The organism is Shewanella denitrificans OS217 (genome assembly GCF_000013765.1).
GTDB lineage: Bacteria > Pseudomonadota > Gammaproteobacteria > Enterobacterales > Shewanellaceae > Shewanella > Shewanella denitrificans.
This window is the reverse complement of record NC_007954.1, coordinates 3,575,124-3,592,044: the sequence shown is the minus strand read 5'-3', so window position 1 is coordinate 3,592,044 and position 16,921 is coordinate 3,575,124. Positions and strand designations below refer to the sequence as shown.

Genomic DNA, 16,921 nt, shown 5'->3' with positions numbered 1-16,921 from the left:
AAGCGTAAAAGTAAAAATCAGAGGTTGTTTTATTTGTTAATACGAGGTCGCCAAGGATGAGTAAATTACAGGTAGTCACTCAGAGTGATAGCGCCGAAGAGACCATTGCTGCTGGCTGTGATGAGGTCACGAGCACTAGCAACTCAGATCCCCTGAGCCAAGCCAATGCCAACAGCCTAGAGCGGGAGATGGACTGGTTTACTAAGGTATTAGATCTACGTATTAAACTTTATTTTCAACAAGAAACTGAACTTGATTCCATAGGCCAGCTGCCGGCGCCAGACTTAACTCATGATGAGTCACCCTATGCCAACTGGGTGAAGCAGCACCTGAAGCACTTTGAGGAGCGGCTAGTGTTAGTGATGGCTATTATCCCTCATATCAGGCCGCATATTTTCGATACCTTTTTTATCAAAAACAGCAATTTTGACAGGCCCTATACTGAGTTTGGTGGCAAGGCAGGCACTGTGCATCAAGGTTTTTTGCCCACCTGTGAGACGGCGGCCTTTGTGCTGGTGGGGGAGGCTTTGGCGGCGCGCTTCAGAATAAGTACTTTTTTTGAGCCTCAGCATGTCTTTATTAAAAACAGCGTCATCAGACTCACGCCGCCCAGTGAGGGAGAGCCCTTTTTTAGCAGCACATTTTCCTTAGAAACCGAGTACTTAAATCGTTTCACCACAGGAGTCACTGAAAAGATCAATTACACCAGTCAGTTTCCGGCCAAATTGATCACTAGCCCATTGAGTTGGGAAGATTTAGTGCTAGCCACTGAGGTGATGGATGAGATAGATAAAATCAAAGCTTGGATAGCCCATGGCAATCATTTGATGCTGGACTGGGGCTTAGCCAAGTCCCTAAAGCCTGGCTATCGCAGCCTCTTCTATGGCCCCCCAGGAACGGGAAAAACCTTAACCGCCACCTTGATTGGCTCCGAGCTTGGGCTGGATGTTTACCGCATAGACTTGTCGGCCATGGTATCTAAATACATAGGTGAGACGGAGAAAAATTTAGCTAAGCTGTTCGATTTAGCTGAAAACAAACGCTGGATCTTATTCTTCGATGAGGCCGATGCCCTGTTTGGCACCCGCTCACAGGGAGGAAGCGCTAACGATCGCCATGCTAATCAAGAAATTGCTTATCTGTTACAGCGCATTGAAGATTTCCCCGGTATCGTTATTTTGGCCAGTAACTTAAGGGCCAACATAGATGATGCCTTTTCCCGCCGCTTTCAATCGCTGATCTATTTCCCTATGCCAGATGCAGAGCAGCGCTATAGCTTGTGGCTCAACATGCTCAATGGCCATTACCGAGATGACAAGCCAGATCAATTACTCTCCATTGCCGAAAAATATGAAATCTCCGGCGGCGCCATTGCCAATGTGATCCGCTATGCCGCCATTTCTGCGGTGCAGGCAGGGGAAAGCGTGATCGCGTTTTCCGAGCTGGTGAGCGGTATTGCCAAAGAGTTACGCAAAGAAGGAAAAACCCTATGAACTGGGTCAATGGACGCCATGCTTGGATGCAAACCTTAGTGTCTTACTGCTCAGTCCCCCTCTTTGTTTTAGCCGTGTTGTTAAGCCTCGGCTTTTCGTCCTTAGTGCTTGCCAGTGATGAAGCGGCGCAGTGCAGCACTCAGATGGCCAAGACCATGGCAGATCCTATACTTAAAAGCCGCATTTTCGGCTCTTTGGTGCAGCAAAATTTAGCCATTATTTATCAGGATAATCCCGATTACCAAGCCGATGCCAAGGGCCCCAAAAATATGCTGGCAGATGGCAGAATTGGCCGCATTACAGAGAAGTGGCTAGGCTATTTTTGTCAGGAATTCAATCAAGCGGCCAGTGTAGAAAATGAAAATGATTTTGTCAGTCAGTTATTAACGGCCTTAGTGACAGTGGCCGAGTTGACCCAAAACTACCCTAATTGGCGCCAGAGTTTAGTCAGTGAGGAATTTAAGTCATGGCTGGCGGTGCTGACCACTAAGGGGCAATACAGTGAGCCAAGTTGTGAAGCCATGCCTTATTGCTATGGCACGCCGACGCAATTGCATGGGCTTTTCGATGAATTTTATCTTAATCCTCGCGCCGAACACTATACAAAGGAATACCCAGAAGCCAACCCAGGTGCATCTTCAAATGTGAGGTCAAATGGACCTGATTATTATCAGCCTGTGGTAAGGCCGCAACCCCAAGTGCTAAGTTATTATCAATTTAATGACATCGATATGGGAAAGCTGACTTTATGGAGTGAGAACACGACTAAATTCAATAAACTAGTCGGTAAAAAATTTAGCTCGGACATAGAAATCGGCACGGCATTAACCCCCATAGTAGTGGCATTGATAGGCACCGACGACAGCGAGACAGTCTCCAAAAGATTAGCGGCATTAATTACTGTGACCCCAGCTGAGTATCAGCTACTGAGCCCTAAGCCTAGTGAGCCAAGCCCTGAGGAGCCAAAACCTGATGAGCAAAGCCCTGAAGCCAAGGCCGCGAGCCAAACCAGCCCAAAGGCCAGCACCAGTGATAACGGCGACGCCAACAGCACAGAAACCTCAGGAGCCGCAGCCGCCGCGGTGATAACGCCAGCTCCAGCGACAACGACTCAAGTATTGTCTCAGCCACAAACCTATGAGGTGAGCCGCGAAACGGCCGACAATTTCTTAAGGTCTCTATCCCTACTGGCCTTGAGTGAAGCGCAGCTGGCAAAGCTTTCGAGTTTAACGGGCAGTGTGTTCCTGGATGACTACTTATTGAGTATTGCCATCAAAGAGCTGGCGCTGGAACTCGATGAGAGTCAGGCGCAGGCGCTCAATACCCTTGCCCACAAAACAGGTAAGCAAGGGCAAGCTGCCGGTAAACCTTTAGTCTGGCAGCCAACCCCAGGTTGTGGCTGCACCCAAAACAGCATCATCGAAGATGGCAATGAGCGGCCTTATTACGGTTTCTACCCTTATTGGCAGCAAGAAACTGGCACGAGCATAGATTACAGTCACTTGACGCGAATGGGTTATTTTTCCGCGGTTATCCAAGGGCCGCAGTTACTATTGCCTAATAATTGGCGCGCCGAAAAGGCCTACTCGCAGTTTGCCATTAATGCCCATAACCACAGGGTGAAAGTGGATTTAGTCTTCTCATCTCGCGGGGAGGAAGTGGCTAGCCCATCCAGGGGCTGGCCCTATAACCAGAACATGGTTGAACAGATAATCGCAGCGGTAAAAACGCCCATCACAGGCAATATGATTAATCGCATTAAACCTGTGATTAGCCTAGGTACCAGCCCTAGCAGAACCTTGGGCGATGGCGTGACACTCAATTTAGATCTTAAGGAAATCAACTCTCAGGAGAAAGTGGATGAGTTTATCGATTTCATTAAAAAGCTAAAGCGGGGCTTAAGTTCAAAGGCTAGTTCAGGCGCTAGTTCAAACACTAGCTTAGATCGAGTATCGAGTCTGAGCGGGGTAAACTCGAGTGCCTCCGATGAGGCAAAACCCACAGACGAATATTACCTCAACCTCATGGTGCCCGCCTATGAGCTAGAAGCAGAGACTCCGGAGTTTTACACTGTAGATAACTTGGCCAAGATAGAGCCCTATATTAATATTTTCATCGTGAATTTCTCACCTCTGTCGAGCGCTGCGCCAACACCCGCTAATAACAGTGTCTCTTCGCTGAAAGCCTTTAGAACCTTGCTCGGTGATGCGGCTTATTCGGACTCGGCGGGTAGGGTGTTCGCTAAGGTCATTCCCTTTATCGGTGTTAATGACGCCGACATTAACGCACTAGAAGCTGTGGTGAATTACACCCAGTGGAGTTATTTAGGCGCCGCTTTTTGGACAATGCCTCTGTCGGCACAGGCTGCGACCTTGATAGAAAAAAGTTACTTCCCAGTCAAACCTTTGATGTTTCCTTCTCTGCAGCCTGTGGTGGAGCTTGCCGACAAAGTGTGTAACCAAGTTTGCCCATTAAGATGGCCATTACGGCTGGTGTTTCTCCTGTTGGTACTTATTGTGGTCATCTATGCCATTGCCTCTTGGTGGATTTTTTCCTTAAGGCAGTTGTTTAGCCGCTGGTACTTCTTGGTTTTCTTGCTGCTGGCATCCTTATTTATCATGTTGGTATTTGGCTGCGATCCATACTGGCAACAGCAGCAACAACTCTTCCTGTTTATTTTTATCCTGGGCATTTTTGGCTACAACTTCTTCCGTCAACTCGCCCAGAAACGCCGTGGCAGCCTGCCATAGGTGAGGCTAACGTTGAGGGGATATATTAAGTTGAGAGCAGATATTTAACTCGTGATGCAAAACATCAAGAAACTGTATCTGCTTAACAGTGACGCAAGAGAGTAAGAGTGTACCTATCCATCAAAGACAAATTAAAAGGATTTTAGCTATGTATGCACAAAAGGAAAAACCAGCTGAGAATAAAAGTAGGGCGGTGGCAAGCGTCGTTACTCAAAAGAAGAAGCGAGGAAATCGTGGTTTTGTGGACAATCGGCCAGAAGCCGTGTCTCAAAGAAAACAACAAGCAATAGCAAACGATAGTTCGTTAGTGAAACAGCTTAGTTTCTCTCCTAGCAAGGCTGATGGCGGCTCTTCAGTAGTGATCCAAAGGGTTGTCGGTGAAGAATATTTAATTGGTTTAGCGACGTATTTTGGGGTGGAAGGGACTGTAGCGAGCGTCGCTGCTGTATTGGGGGTGACGACAGGGACTTTACTTGCTGGACTCGCAGTATTTTCCGTTGCTGGCACTGTATATTCAGTGTCAAAAATGGTGGAATATTTCTCCGCAAAAGATCCGATAGAAACGGCCGTGCTCGACAAAAATAGCATTAGTTTGAAAACAGATATTGATTCAGCGATGAAAAAAATAAAGGTAAAAATCATTTCAGAAGCACAGAAGTCGGTTGAGATTTCTAATTCATTAAAGAGCTCCGGTCGGGATTGGATGGTATACGCTCCTTGGTCAAGTTGGTGGAGTGGTATGTTGGATTTATTATCATCATGGGATGAATCTTGGAAAATTGAGGATACAGCTGGTTTGCTGTTAGATATAGGTGGTGCGCTTCGTAGGGTAACGAGCAAGGTGAGTACGGGTAAAAAAATAATGAATGAATATATGAAACAAAGCCGAACACCAAGCAAAAAAATAAATAAAAAAAGTGATTGGAATAAAGATTTGCCCAAAAATACACGTGTACAAGCTGGGGTATCCGCAACGACAGGCAACTTATTAAGCTTACTTAGGTATTTTGATGTGAATACTGTGGTGGAAATAGAGGCCTTGATGAATGGTGTGATTCTCTATTGGAAAAATTCAAAGGTAAAACAAGCATTAGGGCAATTTCATACCGCAGCTGAAGTATGGACCGCCTATACCTTCCACCTAGAGCAATACGGGAAAAAAGAAAAGAATGAATAGAAAAATGTATAGCAATGACCGATAGAATCCTAGGGCTTTGAACGCCCTCCCAAAGAGTGGATCATTACCTTTGAAGATAGCGCTAAGTAGCCATGGGGCTGGACGGTCGTCATGCATTTCACTCTAGTTCGGCTTTGCTGCATCAGTATGGGCGAGTCGTTCTTAATGACATCCGCCCATTTATCCAATCAGCTCGATAAACTCATGTAATAGCGACTTTCTAGCTGTAAAATCCTAAAATCTTGCTTGAGCACATCTCGAAAGTGCATTATTTTATTGTTTTACAATGGCAGGCCTGTTTTTGGGGCTTCCATTGACGTCGATTTAGCTTGATTTTATAAACCATGGCGACAACACAATAAGTGTCTCGCCATATCACAAAAGGATTTTTGTATGTCGCTATCTGCAGATCAAACTGTTGTAAGTTATCCTATCCCTACTTATCGTTTTCGCGTTAGTGTCGGTACAGAAGAGATGGCGTTTAATGCCGTTTCTGGTCTACAGGTGAGTCATGAAATGGTTGAATATAAAGATGGTCTCGGTGGTTGTTTTCAAATGCCAGGGCAACGAACAGCTATTAACATCAGCCTAAAAAGAGGTGTCGTCTGTGGGCAAACCCAATTATCTGAATGGATTAATTCTATTTCTTTGAATCAAGTGGAAAAGAAAGATATTTCTATTAGTATGACAAATGAGGCTGGTACCGAACTATTTCTGACTTGGAATGTTGTGAATGCCTTTCCCGTCGGGCTCTCCGCACCGGACTTCAATGCGTCCAGCAATGAGTTCGCGATTGAGCAATTAGATCTAGTGGCGGATCGTTTTACAGTGAAGTTTCATACCTAAATGGCCCCAAAGAACCACAGGGTTTTCCATCAATTAATGGGTTAAAAGTGCGGCAGCTTGCCCTAAATGAGACTAAAGTTGAGGGTAGCGTTGAGGGTAGTGATTTTTGAAGAGACTCGAGTTCAGATTATAACTATCGCGGTATGGAAATGATGGAATGGATAAACAAGGAAGCTTTACTATGTCAACAGCCAGCAAGATGGAGAAAAAACCGCCGTTAGCGCAGCGTGCTAATAAGGGCACGACTAATTTAACAACAACTGCCAGTTTAAAGGCAAAGCCGAGCACGAGCAGGGTGATCGAAGACAACCGCCCACAGTCGCTGCAGTTGATGCAGCTTAAATCCAGTCTCGAGGAAGAAGAAAAGTTGGGGCAGCGCAAGGCGTTAAGCACTCATGCACCACAGCCAGTGCAGCGGGCGGCCAATCCTAATCCAAATACCAATACTACTGGGCTGCCTGATGGCCTTAAATCGGGTATGGAATCCCTGTCTGGCATGAGCCTAGATCATGTCAATGTGCACTATAACTCCAGTAAACCCGCCGCAGTGCAAGCCCATGCTTATGCTCAGGGCAGTGATATTCATTTAGCGTCTGGGCAAGAGAAACACTTACCCCATGAGTTAGGTCATGTAGTGCAGCAGGCGCAGGGGCGAGTCAAACCCACCACTTCGGTGTCTGGCATGGCCGTCAATGATAATCCCTCCCTCGAAAGTGAAGCCGATAGCCTAGGGGCTAAGGCATTACAGATGAGCCGCTAGGTCGCCTGATTAAACCTAAAGTTAGCCTTTATCATCACCATCAGTTTGCTTCGCCTGATAAGATAAGGGTTTTATGCCTTATTTATCAGTGGTTTGATATTTGTTTTCCTTTGATTTGTCAGTGAGCCGAAGACTTGGGTCTTTATCGGCGTTCGCTCATTCTTGAGCTGACTGACTCATCACCCATGCTATGCAATGGATATTTATCTCTATTAGATAGCACTAAGTTTTGATTTACTGCGCCCTTGGCTTTATATTCATCCCCCTAACATCTGCCAATCGTTTTTTGTAAACCTCGCCTGCTTAATGACAGTTTCAGCCCATCTTGGTGCGTCAACGTCAGCGAGTGTCAAAAGGCAAGATTGGTCAGTTCGTACAGACTCAATAAATTGAAGTTAATGCTGAGTCACTAAGTGTTAACTTGCTTGAAAGGATCCCAATGCCAAGCTTGAAACGAATCGTGTTAATTAACACTCATCTTCCTGGAGTGGTGGAACTCAACCTCGACGGTCACACCAATATTTGTGGTACGAACGCCTCGGGAAAAACGACGCTGCAGCGTCTAGTGCCGGTGTTTTATGGCGAATACCCAAGCCGGGTGGTGCCGTCGACCCGTGACAGTTTCGAGCGTTGGTACCTTCCCCATGATTCAAGCTACATCATCTATGAATATGAGAAACAAGATGGCAGCCTAAACCAGGCGTTATTGGCATCGGCGGGTGACGGTAAAGGGGTCAATTACCGCTTTATCGCCCGGGGTTTTGAGCTTGAACATTACGTAAAATCCCGCAATGGCGACACCATTATTTGTCACTCAATGGCTGAGCTTGGCCGTGAAGTGAAGCGTGAAGGCATAGCCCACACTAACTTACTCAATACCCGTGAGTTTCGCGCCATTATTCAAAACGATCGCAGCTTACTCAGCACAGGTAGCAATCGTGTGGAGCTTCGAAGCTACGCCCGTCAGTTCTCCCTGTGTGAGGGCGATCATAGCCTGCGCCACATAGAGAAACTCGCCAAAGCCGTGCACTCCAAAGAAGGCAAGATGGAGACGGTGAAATCCATGATTGCCGCCATTCTTGAAGAAGATGGAGTGAACCCGCCCACATCGAGATTAAACCCTCAGCGAGTGGAGTCTTGGATCCGTGAAAGCCAGTTAGTGCAAGGTTTTGAGCAAATTCGTCCGGAATTTGACAAGTTAGAGCAAGAATTTAACCAGCTACAAAGCGCCGAGCATCGCCTCGCGAGCTTGTCTCGCGGATATCAGCACGATGAAACCTTAGAGGCCGAGCGTAAAGATCTCAACGAGACCTTGTCTAAAGAGCATAATCTGCATTTACGCCTGCTAGATGAAGAATGGAAAGAGGTGCGCGACGAGCTTAACCAAGAGCTCAGCGCCGCCAAGGGCGATGTGGATAAATATGAGTATGAACTCGATGCCATCGAAGCTCAGCATGGGGCGTATTTAGATGCCGATATAGAGCAAGCCAAGGCGGATTTAGACAGCCTAGCCAATTGGCGCAGCGATGTTGAAAACCTCAATGAGCGCCATAAGCTGCAAACCGAAAAACACCAAGACATAGAAGCTGCCTTTAATGCTAGGCGCAGCAAAATTGCCGAGCAACTGCACAGCGAGCTTGAAAGCTTACACAGTGAGCAAGAGGCGGGCCGCGAAGCCAGAGACAAGCAACGTGAGCTGGCAAATGAAGACTTAGCACAGCTTGAAACCCAGTGGCGTGAGCAAACCGATGCAGGCAAGGCAAAATTTGTCGAGCAAGAGTATCAACTTAAACTGACCGCCGCCGAGCTTAAGCATCAAGTGGATGGGGTAAGTTACACCGAAGAGGAAAAACTCAGCTTAGCGGTTTTTGATGAACGCATAAGCCTAGCGGACGAAGAGCAAGAGCACTGCAACCAAAAGGTAGAGCGATTAACGCTTGAGGAGCGCAAGCAAAGGGCTAAGCGAGATCAAGCCAATGAAGCCCTGCGTATGGCAAGCCTTAGGGTCAATGAGCGTGAGCAAGAGCGTGAAGAACTGCACCATATGCTGTTCCCGCAATCTCATACCTTGCTTGAGTTTCTCCGTAAAGAATCCCCTGGCTGGGAGGCAAGTTTTGGCAAGGTTATCGCCCCAGAACTGCTTCACCGTAGTGATTTACACCCAAGTATTGACGCCAATGGCGGTGACAGCCTGTTTGGGGTGCAGCTGGATTTAGCGGCTATCAAGGTGCCAGAGCACGCCAGCTCTGAGCCAGATTTACGCATCGCGCTAGCCAAGGCAGAAGAAGCACTTAAGAGTGCCAAAGAGCTGCAAAGCGAGCATGAAGACCAGCTCATTAGCATGAATGATGCCCTAGATGGCATAAATCGCGAACTCACCTTTGCCCGCACCGCCTATAAAAATAGCCGTGAAGACCTGCGGCGTTTATTGGATGAGAAACGCAGCGAGCAAGCCAAGATAAACCAAGCCTTGGCAGACAGAAAAACGGAATCTAACAAGCGCTTAATCCAATTAGACAATGAGCAAAAGCAGCTTAAAAATCAGCACCTAGAGTGGCTCAGTGAGCAAAAAGAGCAGGCCCTAGAAGCTAGGATGGAGAAAAATGCCTATTGGCAAGATGTGGTCGGTGCGCTCGATAATCAATTAGGGCAGATCAAGGCCAACATTGAGCAGCGCCGTGCTAATGCCAAAGCCGAGCAAAAAGCCTGTGAAACCTGGTACAAGAATGAGCTTAAATCTCGCGGCGTCGATGAGGAAGCTATTTTATCTCTTAAGCGTGAAATCAAAGCCTTAGAGAGCAAAATAAGCCTAGCCGAGCAGCGTCGTAGTGAAGTATTACGCTTTGAAGACTGGTATCAACATACCTGGCTTAGCCGTAAACCTAAGCTGCAGAGTCAACTTGCTGAGGTGAAACGGGCAACGCTCGAGTTTGAGCAGCAATTAAAAGCTAAGACCAACGAGATTAAGCACAGACGTCAAGAGTTAGAGGCCTTACGTAAGCAAAGCGACAGCGTTCAAATTGAAGCTTCTGAGAACCTCACTAAGCTTCGCGCCGTGATGCGAAAGCTAGCCGAGCTTAAGCTTGCACCCAATGCAGAAGAAGCCCTTGGCAGCATAGGTGAACGCCTGCGCCAAGGCGAAGATTTACTGCTAAAGCGTGATTATTTGATGGGCAGCGTTAAGCAGTATGTGGAGCATTTCGATACGGTTATCGCCAGTAAATCCGGCTCGAGCTTAGCCGAGTTTTGGGAGCGCGCCCGTGAAGAGTCAAGCTTTGTCACCGACAAGGGCATACGTCTACTGGATTATCGTAAACTCGTGCCTCAGCTGGAGCAGTTACTCAATGTGATGGTGCCGCAATCCTTGATGGCTATTCGCGAGCAAGGGCGCATCTTTGGCGTCGATTTAACGGCTTTTTATGATGTGCTTGCCGATATCGACAGACGCATTGCCTCTCAAAGCGCGCGCATTACCCGTGAAGTGGGTGAAGAGTTGTTTTTGGATGGCGTGTCTGAATCTGCGGTGCGTATTCGCTCGCGCATCAGTGAATTAGAATTCTGGCCTGAACTTGAAGTGTTCGTTAAGGCCTTTAAACAGTGGAAAGCCGATGGCTTTAGCCAACTTCCAGATGAGCATTACACTAACAGCATGCGCCGGGCGCTGGACATCATAGGTAAGGCGGCCTTGACTGGCGGGGTAGCTAAATTGCTGGAGATTGAGCTTAGGCTTAAAGAAGGCAATAGCGATCTTATTATCCGCACCGACAGGCAGCTTAATGAGTCGTCCAGTCACGGCATGGCTTACCTTATTTTGTGTAAATTCTTACTGGCCTTCACTCGTTTACTGCGGGGCAAGGCAGATGTGACCATACATTGGCCCATCGATGAGTTAGGCACCTTGCATCACACCAACGTGAAGAAGATATTCGATGCCTGTGAAAACAATAATATCAGCGTGTTAGGGGCGTTTCCTAATCCAGAGTCTGAGGTGTTAAACCTGTTCGTCAACCGTTACATCATCAATAAACAGACCCGTAAACTGCAAGTGGTTAAGCCTAAGGCTAACCCGCTAGCCGAGTTGTTAAAGCAGAAACAATCCAATCAAGACGCCATTAAGGAGACGATCTAATGTCTGAATTCAGTAGCTTAGTTGGCACCGGCGCCTTGATAGAACAACTGCTAAAAGGCGAATTTATTTGCCGCATTACCAACGAAGATGGCTGGCGGGCCCTTAAAAATAGCGCCACTCGTGATAGGGTCGAGACCTATCTCAATCAAATTAATCGCACCATTGCTAGCGCGGGCGAAGGGGAAGTGTTCTTCTGTGGTTATTTGCAGTTAGGGGATACTGAGCGCAAAGTGATTTCGGCCCAATTTAAAGACATCTGCTCGGCGCTTATTCCTCTGGTGGAGTGGCTGGTGCTAGTGCAAGAGGCCAGTGGCCAAGATGCGCCATTAAGCGAAGGCGCGCCCATCAGATTGACGGATTTACAAGGACGCATCGAAGATACCCCCGCCTTTAGGGAGCAGCTGAATAAACTCAGTCAGTACCGCTTATTTGGCTCTAGCAGTAGCAATGTCGATGGCCAAATTAAGCTTGTGTTCAAACGCTTGGTGGAGCTGGGTTATTTATCTAAGCCCAACAGTGAGAAGCAGATCTATATTGCCACCGGCAAGATAGACTATCTCTATGAAGTTATTCGTTTTATCGATGAAACCGAAGGCTTAAGCTTGGAGGCGCAGGCAGAAACCGCTACCCAAAGGGAGCTGATATGAGCAGCAACTTACACCAGGCCGGGGTCAAGCTGCTTAAGCAGCTAGGACGCCACGCCGATGTGGTGATGGACGCTTACTTAGCGGGTTCTATCAGTGATGCAAGCCACGATGGCGCCGTGATTGAAAAGCTTAAGAAAAGCGGCATTTTATGGCGCCCAGAGCCTGATCAAGAACTGCGCCTTAAGCGTTCGGTGCGCGCTTTGCTTGAAGAAGCCTTAAGTGATGAGCGTAATCGGCAAATTGATGCCAATGTCGGCTCTGCCTTAGCCAGTATTAAAACCCTGGCGGATCACTATAAAGAAGCGCGCTTTAACGTCGATTACAGCGCCGCCGAGGCTTACCTTGCGGATTTAAGTGAGCACGTGTTTAGCTTCACCGACAGCTTGCGATATTCAATCCGCGTACTGTGGGGCCGAATCAATAACGAGTTTGGTTATGTGGGCAGCATTAACGCCAAAATTCGTGAGAATGAATTAGCCCAAAGCCAAGTAACTGAATTGCTTAATGGTCTTGAGATGTTTCAGTTCAGCGAGTTAGGTGAAATTGCCGGTGATATTCGTGAGCTTAGGCGCTTACTGGTAACCAGCTTGCAAGAAACCTTGAGTCACTGCACTCAGGAGCTCAGCATAGTCCAAGGGCGTTTACTTGAGCTACTGGGGCGCTTTAGGCAAATTCAGGGCCGCACCCGCTTGCTCAAAGGCTGGCTACTGCACACTGATTTACACCCAGATTATGAGCCGGCAAATCACGTGGCCCACAATAAAGTACCGACGTTATTTAATTGCGCCGAAGGCATTTTGGCACCCGCCAGCGTGGATGTAAGCAACCCACATCACGAGCTTGAGCTCATGGCGATAGTGGCGCAAATCAAAGCCATCAGTCGCGATCTCGTGTTAACCCCAAGCCGAGTGCAGGATGCCACCTTCGAAGTCAGCGTCAGTGAAGATTTTGATATCCCTGATAATCCACTTAAGCTTGCGGTGGACGAGTATTTCTGCGCCGTGATTGATTCAGGCTCGCGCCAATCGGCGCTAAGCTATTTGACCGAGAAGCAGCTCGACTGGGACGCCGAAAGCTGGCTTTATCAAGTGATTTGCGGTTATGAGGGCTTGCCTGTGGAGCATAAAGAGTACTTTGAACTGGCACCGTTAGGTGAGCCACATCCTGTGTATAGCGGTAACTTTGTTATCCATGATGTTGAGCTGTGGCTAGCTTAAGCAAGGCGCAGATTAAGGCGCTAAAAACCGTGGTGATCAGACGATCGCCGCGGGTAAGTTTCAGCGCTAATTGGCAAGCAATCCATAAACAATATGATATTGGCGAGCCTGATGGGGCGTATAAGCATTTACATTTTCAAGCGGGCGATCATGATTTGCTCAGGGAAATGGTGCAAGTCGAGCTGGGCATTGATTTGCTTACGGTAAACTTTGAGCTAAATCGCTCAGATTTTGCAAAACACAGCCATAAAGAGAAATTAGCCAACATCCGACCCGAAGCTAACCATGTGTTAATCAAGTTACCTTTAACGCCGCCATCTGCCTTTATCGACATAGACATAGGCTCAATGCCTGCTGTGCGCGTCACAGTGGAGCAGGCATTGAGCCTGTGTGCACAATTATCACTTACTCAGCTTATCGTAGTGGAGAACCTAGATAGCTTTGATGCTATAGCCCAGATGAACTTTGACGCTGAGCTAAAAGCTTTGCTATTACAGAGCGCGGTGATTTATCGCGGCAGCGGCGCTCACTCTCCCGCGGGTTGTAAACGCTTGCTCAGGTTAGTGTCAGATGATTCGGAGTTAAGCCAAAAGCTTAAGGTCATCGCTTTTACGGACTTAGATCCCGCAGGCTTGCAAATTGCTCATCTGCTCAAGGGCTGTAGTGGACTTATTGCTCCTAGCTTGTTGCAAACCTCGGCTGACAATTTACTTAACATCAAGCAAATTAATGATGTTGATGATTTTAATAAACAATTTAGGCAGCAAGCTTATTTGGATAATGCCGATTTAGGCGCGTGGCAAGGGATTGCAGATTGGCTTAAACAACATAGAATAAGTATCAAGCAGCAACACTTCTTATCTCACAACATCAAGCTGAGCTTAATCGAACAATAGCGATTTTACTCAAGGCTAGGCTTGTGCTGTATTATTTTTAGTCGATTCAAACGCAGTGGTAGCCATTAAGACGATTAAGATTGAATTTCATTTTTCTTTGTCCCACTATTGCTCCCGCAAGAATAAAATAACAATAAGCACTGCATGCGGTCACTATCCCTTGCAGTCAATAAGAGGGAATTATGGTTAAGTCATTATCAACAAGAATTTTCATCGGCCTGTTTGCCGGGGTGTTATTGGGCAGTGTAGTGCAGTTTGCACTGGCCGATGTGAGCTTTTTTTCAGGCACACTGGTTAATATTGCTTCAGGCCTAGGCACCATGTTCGTTAATATGATCATGATGTTAGTGGTGCCATTAGTGTTTGTCAGTATCATCTGCGGCGTGTGTGAGCTCGATGATTTAAAAAGCTTTGGCCGCCTCGGGGGTAAGACCTTTGGCTTCTACATCATCAACACTGTTATCGCGATTTTTGCCGCCTTTGCAGTGGCCATGATACTCGAGCCAGGTAAAGGCGTCGACATGAGCAGCAGCGATGGTCTAGCCATTACGGCCACAGAATTACCTGATTTAATGTCACTGGTGGTCAGCATAGTGCCAAGCAACCCTTTTTCGGCCTTTACCTCTGGCAACATGCTGCAGGTGATTTTTATGGCCTTGCTAATGGGCGGGGTGATTAAATCCATGGGGCCTGCCATGAGCGGCGCGGTTCAAGGTTTTCAAACCGCCAATAAAATCATGATGCGCCTTATCTCTGTGGTGATGAGCCTAGCGCCACTGGGTGTATTTGCGCTGATGTTTAAGTTAGCGGCCACCTTAGAGCCTGATGTGTTTATCAGTGTGACTCAATACTTAGTGATTATTCTCGCACTATTACTTTTATGGATATTCGTGGTTTATCCTTTTGCCGTGAGCTTATTTACCCCAATTTCTGCTAAGACCTTCCGCTCAAAAATCCAAGAACAGATTTTATTCTCACTGACTACTGCAAGTTCGAATGCGACCATCCCAGTGACCATGCGTACCTTAACGGATAAGCTTGGCGTGAGCCGCTCGGTGGCAGGTTTTGGGGTGCCGCTCGGGGCGACCATGAACATGGGCGGTGTGTCGATTTACATCACTATCGCCATATTCTTCGTCGCTAATGCCTTTGGCATGCCTATCAGTAACGATCAAATTCCATCGCTGTTATTTAGCGTGTTCTTGCTTTCAGTGGGTGCTGGCGGCGTGCCAGGTGGCGGCATGGTCATGATAGGGGTGTTAATCTATCAGATGGGTCTGCCAGTCGAAGCGTTTGCGATTGTGGCGGCACTTGACCGCATCATAGACATGGTGCTGACGTCTTGTAATGTGGTGGGTGACACCGCAGTGCTGACCATAGTGGATCAAACCGAGAAGAAGCATCAACAAGAAGAGTTAGCGGCTGAGAAGGCTTAATATATTGTTTGAGTTTAGTTCTTAGAGCCAACTATGAGCATGCAATAAAAAACCGCCGAAAGGCGGTTTTTTATTTATGTGGATCAAGTGTTAGTCAATATTAGGTTCTTCCCTGTAATCAATACCGTGATAACTCAGGCAAGTATCGACTTCGTTAGCACTGCCCAAGATCACTGCCACTCTTTGATGAATTTCAGATGGGGTAATGTCTAAAATGGTTTCATAGCCATTAGAGGCCTTGCCACCCGCTTGCTCGACTAAGAAGGCCATGGGATTCGCTTCATACATTAAGCGTAATTTGTAAGGCTTGTTAGGGTTTTTATTGTCGGCAGGGTAGGTAAAAATACCGCCTCTTGACAGTACGCGGTGAACATCGCCGACCATGGCGGCTATCCAGCGCATGTTAAATGGCTTCTCGCGAGGGCCAATGTCTCCAAGTAATAAATCGGCAATATAGGTCTGCATTGGCGCTTCCCAGAAGCGCTGATTAGACATATTAATCGCAAACTCACCAGTATCTGGGCTAATAGCCATGGCAGCATCTGTGAGCAAAAACTCTTGGGTGTCTGGGTTTAAGGTAAATAGCTGAGTCCCTTGACCTGTGGTGAGGGCAAGCATGGTGGATGGGCCATAAAGCACATAACCCGCAGCAAGTTGTTTACGCCCTGATTGTAAAAAGCTTTGCTCAGTTAAGGGGCCAGTAGGTGCGGGCAGCACAGAAAAAATGGTGCCGACGAGTGAGTTGATGTCTATGTTAGATGAGCCATCTAGGGGGTCGAAACACACTAGGAATTCACCTTGCTCACTGACTTCAACCACAAAATCCTCTTCTTCTGATGCGAGGCCGCGCACGCCGCCCGCGGCTGTGAGCGCATCTTTGAGCATATCATTGGTGATAACATCGAGTTTCTTTTGGGTTTCGCCTTGCACATTCTCTTGCTCGGTTGCGCCTAACACACCTGCAAGCGCCCCATGGCGAACTGCTAAGCTGATGTCTTTTGAGGTATCGGCTAAGGTGAGTATGAGTTGAGCCAGAGAATCATTAATCTTAGAAGAAGCAAGGGTTTGAGCCAGAGTTTGCATGGTATTTCCTATGACGGCGCGATTATGAAGTCGTGAATATGAAGGCTTATACCAATCGTATTAATTATCTGGTCATTCAGCGGGAATTCAAAGGGGATTAATCAAGGCGGAGGCTTGAAGGCATAGTGGTGCTATGCCAAAAGTCTTCAACGCAGAGAAATCCCCTTTGAAACCCGCCCTTTGGGAGCGTCTCAAGCGTTCCTCTTCATCGTTGCATTAATTTGAAAGGGAATAACCCTTACTGCATTAATGCGCCTTGAATTGAAAAGCTTGAGGCGCTCTGATAGACCACATAATTAATGTGATTGGTATTAATCCAATAACCGCAACATGATAGCAGGATTAGTGGCCTAATTCAGCAGCTAAGCTGGCTGTTATTCTGGAGGCTGAGTTTTTGTTTTCAGTGAAATTCAGGCAGAATGAGCCCAGAAAAATAAGCCTTATAAAGTTTAAAACATAAAATTGAGCCCTATAAATAGAACCCCCA

The 16,921-nt window shown here is 47.2% G+C and carries 11 protein-coding genes; 10 read left to right on the top strand and 1 reads right to left on the bottom strand.

Translation table 11 applies throughout. The features are described from left to right. The first annotated feature begins 56 nt into the window (after positions 1-56). The 10 genes from SDEN_RS15580 (at position 57) to SDEN_RS15535 (ending at position 15,351) form a co-directional block, all read left to right on the top strand. On the top strand, positions 57-1,493 hold the full coding sequence (locus SDEN_RS15580) for an ATP-binding protein (protein ID WP_011497422.1): 1,437 nt from the start codon (positions 57-59) through the stop codon (positions 1,491-1,493). Next, on the top strand, positions 1,490-4,243 hold the full coding sequence (locus SDEN_RS15575; RefSeq protein ID WP_011497421.1) for a hypothetical protein: 2,754 nt from the start codon (positions 1,490-1,492) through the stop codon (positions 4,241-4,243). The genes SDEN_RS15580 and SDEN_RS15575 overlap by 4 nt, the downstream gene beginning before the upstream one ends. A 148-nt stretch (positions 4,244-4,391) precedes the next feature. Continuing rightward, entirely contained in the window at positions 4,392-5,420 is a 1,029-nt protein-coding gene (locus SDEN_RS15570; protein WP_011497420.1) for a hypothetical protein, read from the top strand. Between the two features lie 393 nt (positions 5,421-5,813). Continuing rightward, complete coding sequence (locus SDEN_RS15565) at positions 5,814-6,266, top strand: phage tail protein (protein ID WP_011497419.1); 453 nt, start codon at positions 5,814-5,816, stop codon at positions 6,264-6,266. Between the two features lie 157 nt (positions 6,267-6,423). Continuing rightward, complete coding sequence (locus SDEN_RS15560) at positions 6,424-7,026, top strand: eCIS core domain-containing protein (RefSeq protein ID WP_232279899.1); 603 nt, start codon at positions 6,424-6,426, stop codon at positions 7,024-7,026. Between the two features lie 439 nt (positions 7,027-7,465). Further along, positions 7,466-11,155: an ATP-binding protein gene (locus SDEN_RS15555; RefSeq protein WP_011497417.1), complete on the top strand. Its 3,690-nt coding sequence runs from the start codon at positions 7,466-7,468 to the stop codon at positions 11,153-11,155. Then, positions 11,155-11,802, top strand: a complete 648-nt coding sequence (locus tag SDEN_RS15550) for a hypothetical protein (RefSeq protein WP_011497416.1) — start codon at positions 11,155-11,157, stop codon at positions 11,800-11,802. Before SDEN_RS15555 ends, SDEN_RS15550 begins: the two co-directional genes overlap by 1 nt. Beyond that, positions 11,799-13,019 carry a hypothetical protein gene (locus SDEN_RS15545; protein WP_011497415.1) on the top strand — a complete coding sequence of 407 codons (1,221 nt, stop codon included), beginning with the start codon at positions 11,799-11,801 and terminating at the stop codon, positions 13,017-13,019. The genes SDEN_RS15550 and SDEN_RS15545 overlap by 4 nt, the downstream gene beginning before the upstream one ends. Further along, on the top strand, positions 13,007-13,915 hold the full coding sequence (locus tag SDEN_RS15540; RefSeq protein WP_011497414.1) for a DUF7281 domain-containing protein: 909 nt from the start codon (positions 13,007-13,009) through the stop codon (positions 13,913-13,915). Before SDEN_RS15545 ends, SDEN_RS15540 begins: the two co-directional genes overlap by 13 nt. Positions 13,916-14,097: 182 nt before the next feature. Continuing rightward, a complete protein-coding gene (locus SDEN_RS15535; RefSeq protein ID WP_011497413.1) occupies positions 14,098-15,351 on the top strand; it encodes a dicarboxylate/amino acid:cation symporter in 1,254 nt (417 codons plus the stop codon). Between the two features lie 90 nt (positions 15,352-15,441). Here SDEN_RS15535 and SDEN_RS15530 read toward each other — a convergent pair whose 3' ends face one another. Continuing rightward, positions 15,442-16,434 (bottom strand): class 1 fructose-bisphosphatase, encoded by a 993-nt coding sequence (locus SDEN_RS15530; protein ID WP_011497412.1) that lies wholly within the window; start codon positions 16,432-16,434, stop codon positions 15,442-15,444. Between the last annotated feature and the right edge of the window lie 487 nt (positions 16,435-16,921).

Excerpts from the sequence above, each read along its gene's own strand:
- SDEN_RS15535 (WP_011497413.1), top strand. The coding sequence starts at position 14,098 with ATGGTTAAGTCATTATCAACAAGAATTTTCATCGGCCTGTTTGCCGGG.
- SDEN_RS15545 (WP_011497415.1), top strand. The coding sequence starts at position 11,799 with ATGAGCAGCAACTTACACCAGGCCGGGGTCAAGCTGCTTAAGCAGCTA.
- SDEN_RS15570 (WP_011497420.1), top strand. The coding sequence starts at position 4,392 with ATGTATGCACAAAAGGAAAAACCAGCTGAGAATAAAAGTAGGGCGGTG.
- SDEN_RS15565 (WP_011497419.1), top strand. The coding sequence starts at position 5,814 with ATGTCGCTATCTGCAGATCAAACTGTTGTAAGTTATCCTATCCCTACT.
- SDEN_RS15580 (WP_011497422.1), top strand. The coding sequence starts at position 57 with ATGAGTAAATTACAGGTAGTCACTCAGAGTGATAGCGCCGAAGAGACC.
- SDEN_RS15530 (WP_011497412.1), bottom strand. The coding sequence starts at position 16,434 with ATGCAAACTCTGGCTCAAACCCTTGCTTCTTCTAAGATTAATGATTCT.
- SDEN_RS15550 (WP_011497416.1), top strand. The coding sequence starts at position 11,155 with ATGTCTGAATTCAGTAGCTTAGTTGGCACCGGCGCCTTGATAGAACAA.
- SDEN_RS15560 (WP_232279899.1), top strand. The coding sequence starts at position 6,424 with ATGGATAAACAAGGAAGCTTTACTATGTCAACAGCCAGCAAGATGGAG.
- SDEN_RS15575 (WP_011497421.1), top strand. The coding sequence starts at position 1,490 with ATGAACTGGGTCAATGGACGCCATGCTTGGATGCAAACCTTAGTGTCT.
- SDEN_RS15555 (WP_011497417.1), top strand. The coding sequence starts at position 7,466 with ATGCCAAGCTTGAAACGAATCGTGTTAATTAACACTCATCTTCCTGGA.